The sequence below is a fragment of the Blautia sp. MSK.18.38 genome, assembly GCF_024460535.1.
GTDB classification, from domain to species: domain Bacteria; phylum Bacillota; class Clostridia; order Lachnospirales; family Lachnospiraceae; genus Blautia_A; species Blautia_A fusiformis.
On the sequence record NZ_JANFYP010000015.1, the window covers coordinates 28,403 to 48,951 of the forward strand.

Here is a 20,549-nt window from a genome sequence, read left to right on the forward strand (position 1 = left end):
GGATAACCGTATGCATCTACAACTGCATGGATTTTTGTGCTGGCTCCACCACGGCTGTGTCCGATTTCGTTTGGAGGCCCCCTTTTTTTGCTCCAGCACTATGCTGATGAGCTTTGACGATAGAAGCGTCCATTGACAGTTCTGTTAATTCGGCTTCTAAGCTCAAAACACGAAAAATATTATCAAGGGTGCCGTCTTCAATCCATTTACGGAAACGGGAATAAACCGTTTGCCAGGAGCCATAACGTTCTGGAAGGTCTCGCCATGGAGCTCCGCTACGAGCAATCCAAACAATTCCATTCAGAATTGTCCGGCTGCATTTTTGTGGGCGTCCCTGTTTTCCAGAATTTTCAGGCGGCAGTAATGAAGCTATACGGTTCCATTCTTCATCGGTTAATTCGTATCGTCTCAACATAATTTTTCAATTCTATCATAAAAGGATTTTGGGTTCAAGATGGGGTAATGAGAAATTTTCTATCCGGATGTCCTGTTTATTCTTTATGATCATTCCAATACATGCGACAGTGCAGTGCCATTCCCGGAAATAAAAAAACGGCTCATATCTTCATGCTCCAGTTCAAAATTGGTGTCCAGGGCTGTCCTTTCGCCTGATAGTTTTCATACAGTTCAGAAAAGAAGCTGTTCTTTCAGTTTCCATTTTCTGTTCCTGGAAGTAAAGGCTGCCTCCACAGAATTCAGAAGCAACAGCCTTTTCTGCTCCTGGGTAAGATCTAACAGAGATTCCATATATCGGAATTCCCGGGAAAGGGTTGTTCTTTCGATCGCCGGATCATCGGTATTTAAGGTTACCTTAAGTCCCATTTCGAGAAATGTTTTCAGCGGATAAGCAGACATTTCTTCCATAGCTTTTGTCTGGCGATTGCTTGTAGGGCACATTTCCAGAAAAACCCCCTTATCCTTTACAAGCTGTATCACTTCCTTATTTCCCGCGATCCTCACACCATGACCGATCCTGACTGCCCCCATATGGACAGCTGTTTTTACATCCTCTGCATTTCCGGCCTCGCCTGCATGGATGGTAAATGGAACCTGATATTCTCTTGCTTTTGCAAAAAGCGCCTCGTAATTTTCTGTTGGAAAGAGTGCCTCGGCTCCTGCAAGATCGATAGCAACCACGCCGCCATCTTCAACAAGATATTTTTTTGCCAGCTCCAGAGTTTCCAGATTTTCTTTCTGGTTAAGATCACCGCGCATACAGCATAAGATCAGATTACCGGGGATGGGAGCTCTTTTCAGACCACGTAATGCAGCATGGATCGCTGTTTCCTGAGTCATTTCCTTCTGTGTATGGAGCTGTGGGGCAAAACGAAGTTCTGCGTAGATCACACCGTCTTCTTTCATTTCAGAAAGGATAAGATAAACAGCCTCTTCCAATGCCTCTTCTGTCTGAAGAAGAGAAAGAGGCAGGTCAAAGCATTTCAGAAAATCATTGAGATTTTCGCAGGTATCCGGCACAGAAAGGAGAGAAAGAAGCTCTTCATCTGTGGCAGCCGGAAGCGTGATCTGCTGCAATGCGGCAAGTTTTCTGGCTATCTCTGTGGTAATGCAGCCGTCCAGATGTGCGTGGAGATCGATGTAGTGATCAATTCTATTTTCTGTTTTCATAGGCGCTAAGTACCTCCCTGGTTGGATTTATTCTTATCCCTGAAATGGTTTTGCGTTTCTTATGGTATCTGTCGGAAGGAAATATTAAGGTGAATTCCGGGTTATATTTCCTGTGTGGCTTTTTTTAACCAGGATTGCTCTTCTTCATTCAGATACGGAGAAATCTTTTCGTATACAAGGGCATGATACTGATTGAGCAATTTGCGCTCTCCTGCTTCCATCTGTTCCGGATCGATACCTTCCAGATCAAATGGGACCAGAGTCAGTGGCTCAAATTTCATAAACTGGCCGTAGGATGTTTTTTCGGCTTTTTTGCAAACTACAAGATTTTCGTGACGGATGCCGAATTCATTTTCCGCATAATATCCTGGTTCATCGGAAGTGATCATCCCTTCTTCCAGAACAGGAGCCGGAAGCTCTGCAGGGCTTTTCCAGCGGAAGCTCTGCGGTCCTTCGTGTACATTGAGAAGATAACCTACGCCATGGCCGGTTCCGTGGTTGTAATCCTCTCCCATAGCCCAGAGAGGTCCTCTAGCCAGGGCATCCAGATTCAGGCCGGTACAGCCGTAACGGAATTTTGCTGCTGCCAGGTTCAGGTGTCCACGGAGTACTGCTGTGAAATATTTTTTTTCTTTTTCAGTAACCGGGCCAAGTACAACGGTGCGGGTGATATCAGTAGTGCCCTCCAGATAATGTCCGCCTGTATCCATCAGAACCAGCCCTTTTGGCTCAAGTGGAATATTGGTTTCTTCTGTTGCACTGTAATGGACAATGGCTCCATGTGCACCGTAGGCAATGATGGGATCAAAGCTGTTTCCCTGAAAATTCTCCTGTCCGGAACGGAATTCATAGAGCTTATCAGCAGCGGAAAGCTCGGTGATCTTTTGTTTTCCCACATTTTTCTTCAGCCAGTGGATAAACTTCACCATTGCAACGCCATCTTTGAGGTGGGCAGTCTTTTCATTTTGGACTTCGGTTTCATTTTTGATGGCTTTTGGGAGAAGGGTCAGATTTTCACCGTCCAGGATCGTTACCGGCTTTGGAATACTGCTGACCAGCCGGCTGTTTACATTGCTTCTGGAAAGAAATACCTTTTTCTCTTCGGGAATCGTCTGCACATAGGTGTAAATATCATCATATGGATAAATGGCAATACCGTCTTTGGAAAGTGCTTCCTTAACAGAATCCGAAAAGGCTTTTTCATTGACAAAAAGACGGAGCTCACTGTCATCCAGCACAAGATAGGAAAGAACTACCGGGCAGCAGTGGATATCATTTCCGCGGATATTTAAAAGCCATGCAATGTCATCAAGGGAAGTGAGGATAAAGAGGTCTGCGCCCTTCTCTTTCAGTTTGCTGCGGATCTCACGGATCTTGTCTGCTCTGGATCTTCCGGCCCATTTTTCGGATAATTCCATTACCGGTTCACAGGAAAGTGCCGGACGGTCATTCCAGATATTTCCGATGAGATCCTCATTTACAGAAAAATGTACCTGTTTTTTCTGAAGGATTCTTTCTAGCGTCTCTGCTTCTTCTGCGCTTACGGTACGGCCATCGAAGCCGAGACACATTCCCTCTTTCAGATTTTCTTCCAGGAATTTGTGGATCGTTGGTACGTCCGGTTCTCCCATCTTAAACAGAGTAACCGGAGTTCCCTCTAACTGCTGTGCAGCCTGGATAAAATATCTTCCGTCTGTCCAGAGTCCGGCCATGTCCTGCATGATCACGGCAGTTCCGGCAGAACCGGTAAATCCGGTGATGTATTTTCTGCATTTAAAATAATCCCCAACATACTCAGAACCATGAAAATCATCGGTCGGAACCAGATAAGCATCGATTCCCTTTTCCTTCATTTGTTTTCGAAGAGCTGTGATCCGTTCTGTAACTGTCATAATCTTATGCCTCCTCTGTATAACTGTTCTTTATCGCAAAGCCATGATCCATAGGGCCGCTTCCCTTTCCCAGATCCAGCATGGCAGCAAGGGCTCCGGAAATATAGTCCTTGGCACGGTTTACAGATTCCACCATGGAAAATCCCTTTGCAAGGTTGGAAGTGATGGCCGAGGAAAGAGTACATCCTGTTCCGTGGGTGTTGAGATTGTCGATCCTTTTTCCCTCAAACCACTGATATGTTCCATTCACATAGAGAAGATCATTGGCATCATTGAGCTTATGTCCGCCCTTGCAGAGAACTGCACAGTGATACTGCTCGGAAACCTGTTTTGCAGCTTTGATCATATCATCGGCGCTTTTGATCTTCCGTCCGGTAAGCACCTCGGTTTCCGGGATATTGGGGGTGAGAAGATCTGCAAGAGGAAACAGTTCTTCCTTCAGAACATCCACCGCCTCCTCACTGATCAGTCTTGCACCGCTTGTGGCAACCATAACCGGGTCCACCACGATATTTTTTGCCCGATACTGTCGGAGCTTTCCTGCGATCATATGGATCAGATTACTTTCGGAAACCATTCCGATCTTTACTGCATCCGGAAAGATATCCGTAAAAATACAGTCCAGCTCCTGACCCAGGAACTCTGCGGTTGCATTCTGGATGGCTGTGACACCGGTGGTGTTCTGGGCAGTCAGCGCAGTGATGGCACTCATGGCGTATACTCCGTTTGCCATCATGGTTTTAATATCGGCCTGGATCCCGGCTCCTCCGCTGGAATCGCTGCCTGCGATGGTTAATGCTGTTTTCATCTTTGGTTTCCTCCGTTTTCTGTGAATATATGGTTCTGTAACTCTGTCAGATCCCGACAGTAGATATAGGCATCCTTTTTCAGCTGTTCCTGATCCGGTTCTCCCAATGCGTCATAAATACCGGCAGTCAGAAATCCTGCATTTCCGGCAGTCTGCAACGCGTAGAGTGAATCCTCCACAACCAGCGTCCGGGATGGCTTTGTTCCCAGTGCTTCTGCAGCTGTAAGATAGACCCTCGGAGAATGTTTGCTTTCTCCGATCTCACTGGTGGTATAGATTTTATCAAAAAAGGAAAGAAGTCCGTTTCTTTCCAGCGCCCGGCAGATATGTTCCCTGGGGCTTGAGGTTGCCACCGCAGCCGGGATTTTCTGTTCTGCAAGGCATTGAAGAAGTTCTCTGGCACCTGATTTTGCCGGGACCTCTTCAAAATAGTATTTACGGATCCGGGATTTCAGATCCATCACGATCTTTTCTTCGGAATACGCAAGAGTAAACCTGTTTTTCAGCCAGTCCGCTCCCTGCTCCATACTCATGGGAAAAAGGATTTCGTCCATTTCCGCAACCGGCTGATATCCCAGATCTGTAATATATCGTTTTCCAAGCTCCTTCCAAACAGAGAGCGAATCCAGAAGGACGCCGTCTGCATCAAATATCACGGCTTTTATAGGAAAAATCATGTTTATACTCCTGAAATTTTTTTTTGTGATACTCTGTCATTGGAACATTACGAAATAATTTCCCATGACATAAAAAACTGATATAAAAAACGCGGATATATCACAAAAGATATATCCGCATTTATTATAAGCCGCAGATATCCAAAATGCAACCGGGAGTTAAGGAGGCTCATCTGAAACAGCAGCTCTATTTTCAAAACATTTTTTATTCTTTACCGTTAAAACAATATGTGCATACATTACAAGGATTGATCCCAATGGATTCCAGAAGATCATCCAGTCTGTGATAGCGAAGGGTGGTAAAATTCTGCATCTCGCAGATATCCTGTACCATCTGCTCGTATTTCTCTGTATGTGGATCTGCATATTCATCCAGAACTTCCTGCGGACAGTTGGGGCCTTCTCTCTTCTCGATCACCTGACGGGTGATCAGCTCCATCTCAGATTTGGAACGGGAGAAGTTTAAATATTTGCAGCCGTACATGATTGGCGGGCAGGCAGGACGGACATGAACCTCTTTGGCTCCGCTGCGGTACAGAAATTCGGTTGTCTCGCGAAGCTGGGTGCCACGTACGATGGAATCGTCTATGAGAAGAAGTTTTTTATCCTTGATCAGCGCACGTACCGGGATCAGTTTCATTTTGGCAATAAGGTTACGCTGGTTCTGATTGGTCGGCATAAAAGATCTGGGCCAGGTTGGTGTATATTTAATGAATGGTCTTGCGTAAGGAATGCCGGATTCATTGGCGTATCCGATGGCATGGGCAATGCCGGAATCCGGAACACCGGCTACAATGTCCGGGTGCACGGAATCGCCGTCTCTCTTTGCAAGCATGCTTCCACAGCGGTAGCGCATCTCCTCTACATTTACACCTTCATAAGAGGCTGTCGGATATCCGTAGTAAACCCAGAGGAAGGAACAGATCTTCATTTTCTTTCCGGGCTCAACCAGAGTTTTGACTTCGTCTGCTGTTACGAATACGATCTCTCCGGGGCCAAGTTCTTTATAATCTTCGTATCCAAGGTTGATATAGGCATGACTTTCAAAGGAAATACAGTATGACCCTTCTTTGCGGCCAATTTCCACAGGAGTTCTGCCCATCTTGTCACGGGCTGCATAAATTCCGTCTTTTGTCATAAGAAGCAGAGTCATGGAGCCGTCGATCAGTCCCTGTACGTACTGGATACCTTCCACAAAATTGTCCTTTTCACAGATCAGTGCAGCGATCAGTTCGGTCACATTGACGGTTCCGTTGGTCATCTCCTGAAAATGTACCTTGGTCGTATCATACAGCTGCTGCAGAAGTTCATCGTAATTATTGATCTTTCCCACAAAAGTGAGGGCAAAGCTGCCGATCCTGGAACTGAACAGAAGGGGCTGAGGCTCATAATCAGAAATACATCCGATTCCCATATTTCCCTTCATGGAACCCACATCTCCGTCAAATTTTGTACGGAAAGGCGTGTTCTCAATGTTGTGGATGGCACGGTCAAATCCATGTTCTCCGTAAACAGCCATACCTCCGCGGCGTGTTCCCAGATGAGAATGGTAATCCACTCCGTAAAAAAGCTCCAGTACACAGTCATCCTTCGATGCTACTCCAAAAAATCCGCTCATAATGCGCTCCTCTCTACTACTATGATGTTAACGATTTCTGTTATCGTTCCTATATCCATAATCGCTATCAGTATAGCATAAGAGAATTGAAAATAAAAACCAATTTGGCGGATAATCCTGCTTTTTCAGAATAAACTATAAAGATATTAGCCGGATTTATAGAAGTGGAAAATTTTTTCTGTATGAGACAAAAGAAACAGCTCCGCTTTTACAGAACTGTTTCTTTTGGCCATTTGGCAAATATGTGGTTTAAAAATCCGGTTTATTCCTGGGTGATTCCCTTAAACTCGTAACCGGCTTCCTTGATCACTTCTTCAACCTTTGCCTCGTCAACCTTCTCAGGTACAGAGAATACAGTTGTTCCGTTCTCGTGGGAAGAAACTACGTCTTCTGCTCCGAAAGCTGCCTGGATGGCTTTGTTTACGTGTGCCTCACAGTGTCCGCACATCATTCCTTCTACATTGACCGTTACCTTTACCATTGTTTTGTTCTCCTTTTCTTCTTTTATATTTTCATCATGACTGATGTGTAATGTTACCGGATTTTTGATTTCTTTGTCTTTTGCTGCATTGTGGATCTGAAACAGATTCAGACGCAGCGCATTTGTTACAACACAGAAGCTGGAAAGACTCATGGCCGCAGCTCCGAACATCGGATTCAAGGTCCATCCGAAAAGCGGGATCCAGACACCTGCTGCAAGGGGAATGCCGATTATATTGTAGAAAAATGCCCAGAAAAGATTCTCATGGATATTCCGAAGTGTGGCACGGCTTAAACGTACTGCCGCTGGAACATCGCTTAACTGGCTCTTCATCAGAACGATATCTGCCGCATCAATAGCAATATCTGTTCCTGCACCGATGGCAATTCCGATATCGGCTCTTGTAAGTGCCGGCGCGTCGTTGATACCGTCACCGACCATGGCAACCTTTCCCTGCTCCTTCAGAGCGCGGATCACACTTTCTTTTCCATCCGGAAGAACTCCTGCGATCACATCGTCAACTCCTGCCTGAGCTCCGATGGCTTTTGCGGTACGCTCATTGTCACCGGTAAGCATAACTACACGGATTCCCATGTTCTGAAGCTCTTTTACTGCACGGGGACTGTCTTCCTTGATCACATCCGCAACTGCGATGATTCCCAGAAGTTTACCGTTTCGTGTGAAAAGAAGGGGCGTTTTTCCCTGCTCTGCAAGCTGTTCGGCTCTCCTATTAAGGGCTGCGGAAACCTTTGTCTGGCTGCTGATAAATTTCATGCTTCCGCCGGTCAGTTTGTCACTTCCAAGTATAGCGGAAAGTCCGTTTCCCGGAAGTGCCTGGAATCCGGTTACTTCACCTGTGGCAAGGTTCTCTTCCTCGGCTTTTTTGAGAACGGCTTTTGCCAAAGGATGTTCACTTTTTTTCTCCAGTGCACAGGCCAGAGTGAGAAGCTCTGTTTCTGTAACTCCCTCTGCCGGGAGAATATCTGTTACCTCCGGCTGACCGCTTGTAATGGTTCCGGTTTTATCCAGTGCGACGATCTGGACTTTTCCTGCTTCCTCAAGAGAAACGGCTGTTTTGAAAAGGATTCCGTTTTTGGCACCCATACCGTTGCCGACCATAATGGCAACCGGTGTTGCAAGGCCAAGTGCGCAGGGGCAGCTGATGACCAGAACGGAAATCCCCCTTGCCAGAGCATAACCGAAGGTCTGTCCTGCAAGAAGCCAGATGATCGTTGTGATCACTGCGATTGTGATCACTGCCGGTACAAACACACCGGAAACACGGTCTGCGATCTTTGCGATCGGTGCCTTGGTGGCTGCCGCATCACTGACCATTTTGATGATCTGGGAAAGGGTGGTATCCTCTCCCACTCTGGTCGCTTCGCATTTGATAAATCCGGACTGATTCACAGTTGCCGCAGAAACCATATCTCCGGTTTCTTTATCAACCGGGATACTCTCGCCGGTCAGTGCGGATTCATTGACTGCGGTGGTTCCTTCCAGGATCACTCCATCCACCGGAATATTCTCTCCCGGGCGGACGACAAAGGTTTCTCCTTTCTGAACCTGCTCAATAGGAACGGTAAGTTCCTGTCCCTTTCGTACCACAACCGCAGTTTTGGGTGCCAGCTTCATAAGGCTTTTAAGCGCATCCGTTGTCTTTCCTTTAGAACGGGCCTCCAGCATTTTTCCTACGGTGATCAGTGTCAGGATCATGGCTGCAGATTCAAAATAAAAATCCATCATGTAATTCATAACTGCAGCAGAATCTCCATCTACCTGTGCTCTTGTCATGGCAAACAGTGCATAGACGCTACACAGGAAGGATGCCATGGAGCCAAGAGCTACCAGAGTATCCATATTTGGGGAACGGCGCCACAGACTCTTAAATCCATTGATGAAAAATTTCTGGTTGATCACCATAATGATACCAGCCAGGAGCAGCTGTACCAGTCCCATGGCTACGTGATTGCCGTCAAACCATTTCGGCAGTGGCCATCCCCACATCATGTGCCCCATGGAGAAATACATCAGCACCAGCAAAAATCCCACGGATGTGATAAGACGTTTCTTTAGAATCGGAGTTTCATGATCTTCCAGCGCTTCTTCTGCCGCAGACATGGAAATCTTCGCTCCGGCAGCTCCGCCCTTTAAAGATGCACCATATCCGACGGCTTCCACTGCGGCAATGATCTCGCCGGATGAAGCGGTTCCCTCAACTCCCATAGAGTTGGTCAGAAGACTGACGGAACAGCTATTCACCCCCGGAACTTTCGATACGGCTTTTTCCACACGGGCAGAGCAGGCGGCGCAGCTCATACCAGTTACATTATATTGTTCCATTTTCTTTCAGTACCTCCTAAAATCCAGTTTGTCCCTTTATTTCATCAGCTTCTGGAGGGTTGCTACCAGCTCATCAATGGTCTCATCCTTACCTTCCCGGATATCCCGGGCAACGCAGGTGCGGATGTGGCTGGCAAGCAGCTCTTTATTAAACGCATTTACTGCAGCATTGACTGCAGCGGACTGGATCAGGATATCATTACAGTAGGCATCATTCTCCATCATTCCTATAATGCCTCTGATCTGGCCTTCAATACGTTTCAGACGGTTGATCAGCTTTTTTTTCTCCTCCTCTGAACGTGCAGTGTGTTTTTCACAGCAGCAGGGACAGGCTTTCTTTTCAGACATAGGCTGTCTCTCCTTTCCTATAAATACCCTCATAGGGTATCCTCTATATATGGAATATATATATACCCTAATGGGGTATTTGTCAATAGAAACAGTATTTTTATAATAAAAAAGCCCGCTCATCCGATAATGGCAATGAGCGGGTAATATAAACTTATAATTAGCCGAATCAGGTAAGTCCCCAACGGGGTTGCGAAAAACAATAAGCAGTGGGTGGGGACTTGTCGATAATTCTACTCTTCCACGATATGTCCGAAATAATAGAATCCCTTGCAGGTATCCAGGCTTACTTTTACATATTTGCCGATGAGATCTTTTTCTCCTGGGAAATGAACCAAGAGATTATGCTGGGTACGACCTGTAAGAGTACCCTTCTCCCGGTTTTCGTCTTCTACCAGGATTTCCTGAATGGTTCCCTGGAAACGGGAGGAATTTTCCCGGCCCTTTTCCTGTACCAGGGTAAGAAGACGGCTGAAACGGTCTTTTACCACATCCTCCGGCACCTGATTTTCCATGCCGGCTGCAGGGGTTCCGCTTCGTTTGGAATAAATAAATGTGAAGGCAGTATCATAATTTGCTTTTCTTACAACATCCAGTGTTTCCTGGAAATCTTCTTCTGTTTCTCCCGGAAATCCGACCATGATATCTGTTGTCAGCGAAATATCCGGGATCGCCTTACGGATCTTATCTACCAGCTCCAGATATTTCTCCTTGTCGTAACGGCGGTTCATTTCCTTTAAGACTCTGCTGCTTCCGGACTGCAGCGGAAGATGCAGATGGTGACAGATCTTCTGGCTCTCTGCCATGGTCTGGATCAGCTCATCGGACAGGTCCTTCGGATGGGAAGTCATAAAACGGATACGCTTCAGTCCTTCGATCTTTTCTACTTCTTTCAGAAGTTCTGCAAAGGTCACCGGTGTTTCCAGAGTTTTACCGTAGGAGTTTACATTCTGGCCAAGAAGCATGATTTCAGTAACGCCATCTGCGACCAGTTCCTCGATCTCGCGGATGATGGCCTGTGGCTCGCGGCTCTTTTCGCGGCCGCGGACATAAGGAACGATGCAGTAGCTGCAGAAGTTATTGCAGCCAAACATTACGCTGACTCCTGTTTTGAAGGAGTATTTGCGGGAAGTTGGCATGCCCTCTACGATCTCATCGGATTCCTTCCAGATATCAATGATCTGGTCGTCGGTCTGCAGCGTCCGGTAAAAAAGCTCCGGGAATTTGTGGATATTATGGGTTCCGAATACAAGATTTACATATTTATAATCCTTGCGGATCTTTTCTACTACGTGATGCTCCTGCATCATACATCCGAACAGTACGATCTTCATATCCGGGTGCTCCCGTTTGATGCTCTTTAAATGTCCAAGATGTCCATAGATCTTCTGATTGGCATTTTCCCGGACTGTGCAGGTGTTAAATACAACTGCATCAGCATCCTCGGTATCTACCATTTCATATCCCATTTTTTCCATGATGGCCGCAATAGACTCTGTCTGGATGGAGTTCATCTGGCATCCTTCGTTCTGGATGTGGAAGGTGGGATGTTTCGTACTGCTTTTGGCAAGAAGCTCTTTACATTTTTCAATGTACTGAAGCTGGATCTCTGTTTCTTTGTTCTGGCTCAAATCAATTCCTCCAATAACTAAAAATTTCATATGTATCTATAAATTATTTTTCTTTAGACAATATCAGACGGGAGCATTGAACTCCCGTCTGATATATCATACAGAATTTACAGTTGTCTGTCAAAGAGTTTTTATAATAGCGGTGCAAAAACTCTCAGTACGTTCTGAATGGCACGTACCACAATATTTCTCTTCTGGCAGAATGCCAGATCAATGGGATCACAGTACTCCAGGGTTTCTGTAAAATCATCCCGGATGTCCAGGATCACATCATTCTTATACATCCAGACACCATCTTCAAAATGCAGATAAAGGCTTCGGTAATCCAGATTTATGGTTCCTACGACGCCTACTTTGTCATCACAGACAAAAGATTTTGCATGTAAAAATCCCGGCTGGTATTCGTAGATCTTTACACCTGCTTCCAGAAGCTGTTTATAATAAGACTGTGTCAGCAGGAAGACCATTTTTTTGTCCGGGATACCTGGTGTCATGATCCGGACATCCACACCGCTTTTTGCAGCGAGGCACAGGGCGGTCATCATCTCATTATCTATGATCAGATATGGTGTGCAGATATAAACATAGTTTTTGGCGCGATTGATAATATTAAGATAAACGTTCTCTCCTACGATCTCATCGTCCAGGGGGGAATCGCAGAATGGCTGGACATAACCGTTTCCCGGAAATTCGTTGGGGTGCCACCTGTGCGGAACATAATTTCCGAAATCAAGAGAAGTATCTGTTCTGGTAACGATTCCCCACATATACAGGAACATAGCTGTCATATTCCAGACGCCTTCTCCTTTCAGCATAACGGCTGTATCCTTCCAGTGGCCAAACCGTTTTCGCTGATTGATATATTCGTCAGCCAGGTTGATGCCACCGGTAAAACCGGTCCAGCCATCGATCACACAGATCTTACGGTGGTCACGGTTATTCTGGATTATATTAAGAATCGGACGGAACCGGTTGAATACTTCGCATTTGATTCCTCGCCGGCGCATCTCCTGATCATACTTGTATGGCAATGTGGTAAGGCAGCCGAAGCCATCATAGATCAGTCGGACATCCACTCCTTCTTTAGCCTTTTTTTCAAGGATATTAAGGATCGTCTGCCACATTACCCCGTCATTTATGATGAAATATTCGATAAAAATAAAATGCTTTGCCTGCTCCAGCTCATGCACCAGAACCGGAAACATATCATCTCCTACCTGAAAATACTCTGCTGTGGTATTCTCGTGAACCGGATATCTTGAATACTGCCAGATGTAATCCGACTGGATTCTCATGGAACGGTCGTCTTCGTTTAAACGTTTTCTTGTAAGCTCTGAGCCTTCCAGGTATTCTGCTGTTTCATCAATAAGATTCTGATAATGCTGTTCCATTACAGCGCCGATCCGCGACTTACCGAAAAGAAGGTACAGGGAAACACCAAATACCGGAAAAATAAGGATCAGCATCGTCCAGGCGAGCTTATAAGATGGATTGATCTTTTTATTTACGATCCACAGAACAACCAGAAAACCTATGGCCTGCATTCCGATCGTCACCCATCTGGAGTATTCCATAAGCCGGAAAAGGGCGATCAGCAGCCATGCCAGCTGCACAACAAGAGCCAGAGCTACATAAAAAATTCGATTAAATAATAATTTAAGGAGCGATCGCAATGGTTTGATAATCAGTTTAATAAACAAATTCATATTTCTTTCCTTCGTCAAACGTTCCTGTTTCTATTTAATTAAAAATCCCTGACCATACAGCCAGGGATTTTTGCGCACAATTAATTATATTTACGTTTTCTTGCGGCTTCAGATTTTTTCTTACGACGAACGCTTGGCTTCTCGTAATGCTCTCTCTTACGGATTTCCTGCTGGATTCCCGCCTTAGCACAGCTTCTCTTGAATCTGCGAAGAGCGCTATCTAAAGTCTCGTTCTCTTTTACGATAACGTTTGACATAGACTCACACCTAACCTCCCTCCAGTTGTAGATTGTGCTAAAATACAACTGTCTGGGTATTTTTCTTGCACGAGTGTTATTATATAGCATAACATGTGGTTTCGTCAACATCTTTTTCGATTTTTATGAAAAAAATGTCAAAATTGTAAATCACGCACAACTTTGTTATTTTGTGAGCTGTTTTTCAAGGATTCCTGCTGCTGCGTCCATAGCTTCCTGAGCCTTTTCCGGATTCTTTCCGCCGGCCTGTGCCATGTTCGGACGTCCGCCGCCGCCACCGCCAACGATCGCTGCCACAGCTTTGATCAGGTTTCCTGCATGAGCGCCTGCTTTCTGAGCTGCATCCGTTGCCATTGCAAGAAGATTAACCTTGCCGTCGTTTACTGCTGCAAGAAGGACAACACCTTCGCCAAGCTGCTCTTTCAGTTTATCACCCAGGTCTCTGAGACCGTTCATGTCAACGCCCTCAACTTTGGCTGCAAGGAGTTTTACGCCGTTTACTTCAACGACTTTATCCATGACATCGCCAAGTGCACTCTGGGCAGCTTTGCTCTTGAGGGATTCATTTTCGCTCTGAAGAGCCTTTACCTCAGCCTGCAGGTGACTGATCTTTTCTACAACCTCGGCTGTATTGGCCTTTAATGCTTTTGCAGCCTCATGGAGAAGCTCTTCCTGCTTTCTGTAGTATTCGATAACTGCTTTGCCGGTAAGTGCCTCAATACGGCGTACACCAGCTGCGATACCGGATTCGGAAACGATCTTAAAGAGCATGATGGAGCTTGTATTCTTTACATGAGTACCACCACAGAGCTCTTTGGAAAAGTCTCCCATGGATACTACACGTACCTTCTGGTCATATTTCTCACCAAAGAGAGCCATTGCTCCGGATTTCTTGGCTTCTTCCACATCCATGACATCTGTATGAACATCAAGACCTGCCTGGATCTCTTTGTTTACAAGCTCTTCTGTTGCCTGGAGTTCTTCTGCTGTCATAGCCTGAAAATGAGCAAAGTCAAAACGAAGTCTGTCCGGAGTTACCAGAGAACCCTTCTGCTCTACGTGGGAACCAAGAACGGTCTTCAGTGCTTTCTGAAGAAGATGTGTTGCACTGTGGTTTTTCTCGGTATCTTTTCTTGCTTCTTCGTTTACCTTCAGGGATACTGTCTCACCTGAGGAAATCATACCGGATTCCATATGTCCTACGTGACCGAATTTGCCACCGCGGAGTTTGATGGTGTCCTCAACAACAAATTTACCGTTTGCAGTCTCGATCACACCGGTATCACCTTCCTGTCCACCCATTGTTGCATAGAAAGGAGTCTGCTCTACAAATACGGTACCCTTCTGTCCCTCTGTGAGAGAATCTACGATCTCTGTTTCTGTGGTAAGGACAGTAACCTTGGAATCAAAGGTAAGATGATCGTAGCCGACGAATTCTGTTGTTACGTTTACATCAATATCATCGTATACGGTTGCGTCTGCACCCATATAGTTGGTTACTTCACGGGCAGTACGTGCCTTGACTCTCTGTTCCTCCATTGCTTTCTGGAAGCCTTCCTCGTCAATGCCGTAGCCTTTTTCCTCAAGGATCTCTTTTGTAAGGTCAAGAGGGAATCCGTACGTATCATAAAGCTTGAATGCGTTGTCACCGGAAAGAGTCTTTTCACCTGCTTTTTTCATATCCTCTTCCATGTCGGAAAGGATGCGAAGTCCCTGATCGATAGTTTTGTTGAACTGATTCTCCTCATTTGTCAGTACACGGAAGATGAACTCTTTCTTCTCCTCAAGCTCCGGATATCCGGCTTTGGAGCTCTCGATCACCTGTGCACTTAATTTCGCAAGGAAAGTTCCCTCGATGCCAAGAAGACGTCCGTGACGTGCTGCGCGGCGGATCAGACGGCGGAGAACATATCCACGTCCCTCATTGGTTGGCATGATTCCATCGGAGATCATAAATGTTGCGGAACGGATATGGTCCGTGATCAGACGGATGGAAACGTCATCGGCATAGTTTTTATCATATTCTTTATGTGCGATCTCGCATACAAGATTACGAAGTGCACAAATTGTATCTACATCAAAAATAGAATCAACATCCTGAACAACTACAGCAAGACGCTCAAGTCCCATACCGGTATCGATGTTTTTCTGTTTCAGGGTTGTGTAGTTTCCGTTTCCATCGTTCTCGAACTGTGTGAAAACGTTGTTCCATACTTCCATGTAACGGTCGCAGTCGCAGCCTACCGTACATCCGGGTTTGCCACAGCCGTATTTTTCGCCACGGTCATAGTAGATCTCAGAGCATGGACCGCATGGACCTGCGCCATGCTCCCAGAAGTTATCCTCTTTTCCGAAACGGAAAATACGTTCAGACGGAATCCCTACTTCTTTGTTCCAGATATTGAAGGCTTCATCATCATCCAGGTAAATGGATGGGTAGAGACGGTCTGCATCAAGCCCTACAACCTCAGTAAGAAACTCCCAGGACCAGTGGATGGCTTCTTTCTTGAAGTAATCACCAAAAGAGAAGTTACCAAGCATTTCAAAGAAAGTACCGTGACGTGCGGTTTTACCTACATTTTCGATATCTCCGGTACGGATACATTTCTGGCAGGTTGTCACTCTTGTTCTTGGCGGCTTCTCAGCACCTGTAAAATATGGTTTCAGCGGAGCCATACCTGCATTGATCAGCAGAAGACTCTTATCTCCCTGAGGAACCAGGGAAAAGCTTTTCATTACAAGATGGCCCTTGCTCTCCATAAAGTCAAGGAACATCTTACGAAGTTCGTTCACTCCGTACTTTTTCATGTTGTTATCCTCCTTGTGTCAACCCTACCTGTCAGCATTTCCGGAATGCCGTAGCTTTATCCCGGAAATGTCACAGATATGGGAAATTATTTTACACAGATCTTTTTGAATTTTTTCTTGCCTCGTTTCAGAACGATCCCGTCCCCTGCAAAAGCATCCTTCTCAACCGTATGGTAAATATCGGTGAGCTTCTCACCATCGATGGATACACCACCCTGCTGGATCGCACGGCGACCCTCGGAACGGCTTGGTACCAGCTCTGCTTTTACAAGAAGTGTGATCAGGTCGATTTTTCCTTCCTCGTCAAAATCTTCCTCTGAAAGCTCTGTTGTAGGCATATGAGAAGTATCTGCACCTGAGAACAGTGCGCGGGCACCCTCCTGTGCTTTCTTGGCTTCCTCCTCACCGTGTACAAGCTCTGTCAGTTGGTATGCAAGGATCTCCTTGGCTTTGTTCAGCTCGCTGCCTTCCCATTTGGCCATCTCGTCGATCTCCTCAAGAGGAAGGAAAGTAAGAAGACGCATACATTTGATAACGTCAGCATCGTCTACATTTCTCCAGTACTGGTAGAAATCGAACGGGGATGTCTTATTCGGATCAAGCCATACAGCTCCGGACTGTGTTTTTCCCATCTTTTTGCCCTCAGAATTGAGAAGCAGTGTGATGGTCATGGCATAGGCATCCTTGCCAAGTTTACGGCGGATCAGCTCGGTTCCGCCAAGCATGTTGCTCCACTGGTCATCGCCACCGAACTGCATGTTACAGCCGTATTTCTGGTACAGCATGTAGAAGTCATAGCTCTGCATGATCATGTAGTTGAATTCCAGGAAACTTAATCCTCTCTCCATACGCTGTTTGTAGCACTCTGCTGTCAGCATACGGTTTACGGAAAAGTGAGCGCCTACCTCACGGAGAAGCTCTACATAGTTAAGATTCATAAGCCAGTCTGCATTGTTTACCATAAGAGCTTTTCCATCGGAGAAATCGATGAAACGGCTCATCTGCTGCTTGAAGCAGTCAATATTGTGCTGGATGGTTTCTTTTGTCAGCATCTGACGCATATCGGTCCTTCCGGACGGGTCACCGATCATCCCTGTTCCGCCGCCGAGAAGGGCGATCGGACGATTTCCTGCCATCTGCAGTCTCTTCATCAGGCAAAGAGCCATGAAGTGACCTACATGAAGGCTGTCTGCTGTAGGGTCAAAGCCAATATAGAATGTGGCTTTCCCGTTATTTACCATCTCTTTGATCTCGTCTTCGTCTGTAACCTGTGCGATCAGGCCACGTGCTTTCAGTTCTTCCCAAACTGTCATTGTTCTTTCCTCCTGTATAGTCATATAAAAAATGCCCGGTTCCTGTCCGTTTAGGACGAGAACCGGGTCCCGCGTTACCACCTAAATTTACAGAAAACTCGCATTTCCTGCCTCATAAAGTGAATCTACATCCCGTTATATCCATATATATCAAGATATAAAACCACTTCAGCACAATAACGGGTGCCATTCCGTCGCAGCCTATCTATAATACGCTATTATTATAAAGTTTATAATTTACAGTATCAAGTCCCGATTCGGTGCGCAGCTCCGGGATGTATTCACAAAAGTTCTACCCTGCGCCTCTCACCTGCCGGCTGCTCTCTGTGGGGTTTTCCTCAAGCTACTTTTTCCCTTCCAAGCCTTTTACTATACTATATGAAGTATACAAACTGCTTTTTTGTTTGTCAAGAAATTTTAATATTGCTTTGACAACTTAAAGTGGCAGAATATTACTTTTTACTCTGTTCTCAGTAACACGCTTCGTGATGTACAGAATTTACGCTGATCGCATAAATTCGCGCGGTATGTTTCGGGTTTTCTGTGAGTGATAAGTGGAACTTTTATTTCTGTAAGCTATTTATTCCTTCATCTACGTAAAGGTCATTGCCGTCTGCCGCTGATGTGGCAAGTTGATCACACCGTTCATTTAACGGATTATCTGCATGTCCCTTAACCCAGTGGAAGCTTACCTGATGCTGCTCCTTGGCCTTTAAAAGGCGTTTCCAGAGATCTACATTCTTCACATCTTCGTTTTTTCCACGTTTCCAGTTTTTCTTTAGCCAGGAATCGATCCAGTGCTGATTAAAAGCATCTACCAGATATTTGGAATCGGAATACAGATCCACCTGGCAGGGGCGGTTCAGTGCTTCCAGTGCTACGATGGCTGCCATCAGCTCCATCCGGTTGTTTGTGGTTTTTTTGTAGCCTCTGGACAGTTCACGTTCATGTAACTGGCCTTTGGTATCGATGTACTGAAGAACTGCTCCGTAGCCTCCCGGTCCATCCGGATTTCCCCGGGCTGCACCATCCGTATAGATTTTCACCTGCATATTTGCTTCTCCTTAAATTTTCAATTTTATGTCCATACGCCTGTTTGTTCAAAGTTTACTGCCGGAGACTATGTTGCTTATACCCAGTCTACAAAAAATGTATGGCCTTTATAAGTTTCATATTTCACTTTGCTGAAATTCAGATTCTGGTTCCAGAAATAGCTGGTCATCATGAAATACATATAATTAAAATCTTTCTGTTTAAATCCTCTGAGTGTTCTGGCTTTGCCGGAAGTGACATGTTTATTGAAAATAGTCATTGCTTCTCTTGCAGCCTGATAAGCAAGAGTACGGTTTTCAAACTGACCATTGAGACGTTTGAGAAGGGCCCCGTTCCGCACTACAGAATACTGTGGGGTTGTGCTGCTTCCGATATTCTCATAGATCACACCTCGTATCGTAGATGGAAATTCCTTGTCTGATTTGATCGTACGATTCAGAACACAAAGTGCTACTGCTTCCATTCCGATCTTGCCCTGATCGCCTGCCTCCGATTCGCAAAGTGCGGCCAGCAGTGCTTCATCGGATGTCTTGCCGTTGGCTATTCCAGGATGGCTCTTATATTCTTTTACCATAGTGTAATATCTGCTGTTTTTGGTATCGTAAACTTTGACATCTCCATTGCTGACATTTAGATTTGGTTTGGTAGTCTTCGCAGTGGCCACTCCGTCTGCTGCGATGGAGTATGTAATTCCATTCACTGTCACGGAGGTACTTACTGCCATGACACCGTTGGATTTAAAATAATAGTTCTTCTGATTGATCGTCTTCAGACCAGTATACATATAACCGGTACTGGTGGCAAAATAGTAGCTGATATTTTTGGATTTGTTTTTTACCCATTTGGTTGCCATATAACCGGAAGTTTTGTAAAAATAACGTTTCTGCCCTTTGCTGTTGGTGAGCCAGCCGGTTGCCATAATGCCTCCGCCTTTTGTGAAATAACGTTTCCTTCCCTTGCTACAGTTTACCCAGCCTGTGGTAAGCTTACCTGTTTTGGGATTGAAATAGCGCTTATGGCCTTTGGAATCTGTCATCCAGCCGGTTGCCATAACACCCTTGCCTTTTGTAAAATAGTAGGTATATTTGCCATTGACCTTCATCCAGCCCTTTACCTGTACTCCGGTCTTTGTGTTAAAGTAGTACTTGTATCCGCCCAGGGTCAGCCAGCCTTTCTGCTTGCTCCCATCACTTTTTATGTAGTATGTTTTTCCATCGATAGTTTTAAAGCCTGCAGTGGCAGCCTGTACCTCTTTTGCAGAAGCAGAAAAGACTGTGCTTCCCACGATCAGCAGCATAGCAAGCATCAGACCCTTCAGCCATTTTTTTGTTCTGAAACTCTTCATAATTTTCCCCATTTCCTGTTTTAGATATAAAAGCTAGTTTGTCTCAAAAATTACAAAAATGTTACATTTCGTTTATTATATCGTAATGAATAAACACTGTCAACTTTTTTGTAACTGTGGACGGACTCCTGCCATATGATGAAGTGTAAATAAAATTTGCTGGAGGACTTATCGATGAGTGACTTAGCGGCTACCAATTGTGGATGTGATTGCGGATGTGGTTGTGATTCCGGATGTAGCACAGGATGTGGATGTAACAATAACTGTGGCTGTAATAATGGCTGCGGAAATTCCCTGTTTGGAAACGGTGGAAACAGCTGCTCCTGTATCCTTTGGATCATCTGTCTGATGTGTTGCTGTGGAAACAACAGTGGCTGTGGCTGTAATAACAACGGCTGCAACGACAGCTGTTGGATCATCATCCTTCTTCTGCTTTTGTGCGGAAATGGATGCGGCTGCAACAATTGCTGCTGATCTTTTGAAAAGGCAGAGGTTATTTCCTCTGCCTTTTCTGCTGCCGTTTTTCTGCTTCCTCCTGTTTCTGTTTTTTCTCTTTCAGACATTTCAGATCTATTTCATAAAAAGAATTTCCATCAATGACAAGTTCCTGTTTTTTTTCAGATTCCATAATCACATTCCTTTG

17 protein-coding genes and 1 other annotated feature are annotated in these 20,549 nt (G+C 45.4%); of the genes, 1 reads left to right on the forward strand and 16 read right to left on the reverse strand.

Annotation, left to right across the window (positions count from 1 at the left end):
• Positions 1-16: 16 nt before the first annotated feature.
• From NE638_RS10540 to NE638_RS10610, 15 genes are all read right to left on the reverse strand, one after another.
• Positions 17-415 (reverse strand): IS5 family transposase, encoded by a 399-nt coding sequence (locus tag NE638_RS10540; RefSeq protein WP_227588895.1) that lies wholly within the window; start codon positions 413-415, stop codon positions 17-19.
• A gap of 212 nt (positions 416-627) precedes the next feature.
• Positions 628-1,626, reverse strand: a complete 999-nt coding sequence (add, locus tag NE638_RS10545) for an adenosine deaminase (protein ID WP_173746164.1) — start codon at positions 1,624-1,626, stop codon at positions 628-630.
• Positions 1,627-1,727: 101 nt separating this feature from the next.
• Positions 1,728-3,518 (reverse strand): aminopeptidase P family protein, encoded by a 1,791-nt coding sequence (locus NE638_RS10550; protein WP_173740843.1) that lies wholly within the window; start codon positions 3,516-3,518, stop codon positions 1,728-1,730.
• Between the two features lie 4 nt (positions 3,519-3,522).
• Entirely contained in the window at positions 3,523-4,326 is an 804-nt protein-coding gene (gene thiD, locus NE638_RS10555) for a bifunctional hydroxymethylpyrimidine kinase/phosphomethylpyrimidine kinase (RefSeq protein WP_173740844.1), read from the reverse strand.
• Positions 4,323-5,003 carry an HAD family hydrolase gene (locus tag NE638_RS10560; RefSeq protein WP_173740845.1) on the reverse strand — a complete coding sequence of 227 codons (681 nt, stop codon included), beginning with the start codon at positions 5,001-5,003 and terminating at the stop codon, positions 4,323-4,325. The genes thiD and NE638_RS10560 overlap by 4 nt, the downstream gene beginning before the upstream one ends.
• 205 nt (positions 5,004-5,208) lie before the next feature.
• Positions 5,209-6,621, reverse strand: a complete 1,413-nt coding sequence (locus NE638_RS10565) for an amidophosphoribosyltransferase (protein WP_173740846.1) — start codon at positions 6,619-6,621, stop codon at positions 5,209-5,211.
• 262 nt (positions 6,622-6,883) lie between these two features.
• Positions 6,884-9,445, reverse strand: coding sequence for a heavy metal translocating P-type ATPase (locus tag NE638_RS10570; RefSeq protein WP_173746165.1), 2,562 nt, complete (start codon positions 9,443-9,445; stop codon positions 6,884-6,886).
• A 36-nt stretch (positions 9,446-9,481) separates the two neighbouring features.
• Positions 9,482-9,793 (reverse strand): metal-sensing transcriptional repressor, encoded by a 312-nt coding sequence (locus NE638_RS10575; RefSeq protein WP_022427232.1) that lies wholly within the window; start codon positions 9,791-9,793, stop codon positions 9,482-9,484.
• Between the two features lie 233 nt (positions 9,794-10,026).
• The gene (gene miaB, locus NE638_RS10580) at positions 10,027-11,454 is read right to left on the reverse strand and encodes a tRNA (N6-isopentenyl adenosine(37)-C2)-methylthiotransferase MiaB (RefSeq protein ID WP_021651459.1); all 1,428 of its coding nucleotides are present in this window, start codon (positions 11,452-11,454) and stop codon (positions 10,027-10,029) included.
• 101 nt (positions 11,455-11,555) lie between these two features.
• On the reverse strand, positions 11,556-13,130 hold the full coding sequence (cls, locus tag NE638_RS10585; RefSeq protein WP_021976940.1) for a cardiolipin synthase: 1,575 nt from the start codon (positions 13,128-13,130) through the stop codon (positions 11,556-11,558).
• A gap of 80 nt (positions 13,131-13,210) precedes the next feature.
• Positions 13,211-13,387, reverse strand: a complete 177-nt coding sequence (rpsU, locus tag NE638_RS10590) for a 30S ribosomal protein S21 (protein ID WP_004222305.1) — start codon at positions 13,385-13,387, stop codon at positions 13,211-13,213.
• 165 nt (positions 13,388-13,552) lie between these two features.
• The gene (gene alaS, locus NE638_RS10595) at positions 13,553-16,195 is read right to left on the reverse strand and encodes an alanine--tRNA ligase (RefSeq protein WP_092070532.1); all 2,643 of its coding nucleotides are present in this window, start codon (positions 16,193-16,195) and stop codon (positions 13,553-13,555) included.
• A gap of 86 nt (positions 16,196-16,281) precedes the next feature.
• A complete protein-coding gene (tyrS, locus tag NE638_RS10600; RefSeq protein ID WP_015524942.1) occupies positions 16,282-17,508 on the reverse strand; it encodes a tyrosine--tRNA ligase in 1,227 nt (408 codons plus the stop codon).
• 48 nt (positions 17,509-17,556) lie between these two features.
• Positions 17,557-17,877 (reverse strand) — a binding site (T-box leader).
• A gap of 194 nt (positions 17,878-18,071) precedes the next feature.
• The gene (rnhA, locus tag NE638_RS10605) at positions 18,072-18,560 is read right to left on the reverse strand and encodes a ribonuclease HI (RefSeq protein ID WP_173746166.1); all 489 of its coding nucleotides are present in this window, start codon (positions 18,558-18,560) and stop codon (positions 18,072-18,074) included.
• A gap of 77 nt (positions 18,561-18,637) precedes the next feature.
• Positions 18,638-19,906, reverse strand: a complete 1,269-nt coding sequence (locus tag NE638_RS10610; protein WP_179976481.1) for a cell wall hydrolase — start codon at positions 19,904-19,906, stop codon at positions 18,638-18,640.
• A gap of 174 nt (positions 19,907-20,080) precedes the next feature.
• Between NE638_RS10610 and NE638_RS10615 the strand changes: the two genes are divergently transcribed.
• Positions 20,081-20,380 carry a hypothetical protein gene (locus NE638_RS10615; RefSeq protein ID WP_015524939.1) on the forward strand — a complete coding sequence of 100 codons (300 nt, stop codon included), beginning with the start codon at positions 20,081-20,083 and terminating at the stop codon, positions 20,378-20,380.
• Positions 20,381-20,399: 19 nt separating this feature from the next.
• On the opposite strand, the gene NE638_RS10620 is transcribed toward NE638_RS10615, so the two are convergent.
• Positions 20,400-20,534: a hypothetical protein gene (locus NE638_RS10620; protein WP_021651468.1), complete on the reverse strand. Its 135-nt coding sequence runs from the start codon at positions 20,532-20,534 to the stop codon at positions 20,400-20,402.
• Between the last annotated feature and the right edge of the window lie 15 nt (positions 20,535-20,549).

Bases quoted from the DNA above. Each gene is read 5' to 3' on its own strand.
- alaS (WP_092070532.1), bottom strand. From the start codon at position 16,195: ATGAAAAAGTACGGAGTGAACGAACTTCGTAAGATGTTCCTTGACTTT.
- NE638_RS10615 (WP_015524939.1), top strand. From the start codon at position 20,081: ATGAGTGACTTAGCGGCTACCAATTGTGGATGTGATTGCGGATGTGGT.
- cls (WP_021976940.1), bottom strand. From the start codon at position 13,130: ATGAATTTGTTTATTAAACTGATTATCAAACCATTGCGATCGCTCCTT.
- NE638_RS10620 (WP_021651468.1), bottom strand. From the start codon at position 20,534: ATGGAATCTGAAAAAAAACAGGAACTTGTCATTGATGGAAATTCTTTT.
- NE638_RS10575 (WP_022427232.1), bottom strand. From the start codon at position 9,793: ATGTCTGAAAAGAAAGCCTGTCCCTGCTGCTGTGAAAAACACACTGCA.
- NE638_RS10610 (WP_179976481.1), bottom strand. From the start codon at position 19,906: ATGAAGAGTTTCAGAACAAAAAAATGGCTGAAGGGTCTGATGCTTGCT.
- NE638_RS10565 (WP_173740846.1), bottom strand. From the start codon at position 6,621: ATGAGCGGATTTTTTGGAGTAGCATCGAAGGATGACTGTGTACTGGAG.
- NE638_RS10560 (WP_173740845.1), bottom strand. From the start codon at position 5,003: ATGATTTTTCCTATAAAAGCCGTGATATTTGATGCAGACGGCGTCCTT.
- tyrS (WP_015524942.1), bottom strand. From the start codon at position 17,508: ATGACAGTTTGGGAAGAACTGAAAGCACGTGGCCTGATCGCACAGGTT.
- add (WP_173746164.1), bottom strand. From the start codon at position 1,626: ATGAAAACAGAAAATAGAATTGATCACTACATCGATCTCCACGCACAT.
- rpsU (WP_004222305.1), bottom strand. From the start codon at position 13,387: ATGTCAAACGTTATCGTAAAAGAGAACGAGACTTTAGATAGCGCTCTT.
- thiD (WP_173740844.1), bottom strand. From the start codon at position 4,326: ATGAAAACAGCATTAACCATCGCAGGCAGCGATTCCAGCGGAGGAGCC.
- NE638_RS10550 (WP_173740843.1), bottom strand. From the start codon at position 3,518: ATGACAGTTACAGAACGGATCACAGCTCTTCGAAAACAAATGAAGGAA.
- miaB (WP_021651459.1), bottom strand. From the start codon at position 11,454: ATGAAATTTTTAGTTATTGGAGGAATTGATTTGAGCCAGAACAAAGAA.
- rnhA (WP_173746166.1), bottom strand. From the start codon at position 18,560: ATGCAGGTGAAAATCTATACGGATGGTGCAGCCCGGGGAAATCCGGAT.
- NE638_RS10570 (WP_173746165.1), bottom strand. From the start codon at position 9,445: ATGGAACAATATAATGTAACTGGTATGAGCTGCGCCGCCTGCTCTGCC.
- NE638_RS10540 (WP_227588895.1), bottom strand. From the start codon at position 415: ATGTTGAGACGATACGAATTAACCGATGAAGAATGGAACCGTATAGCT.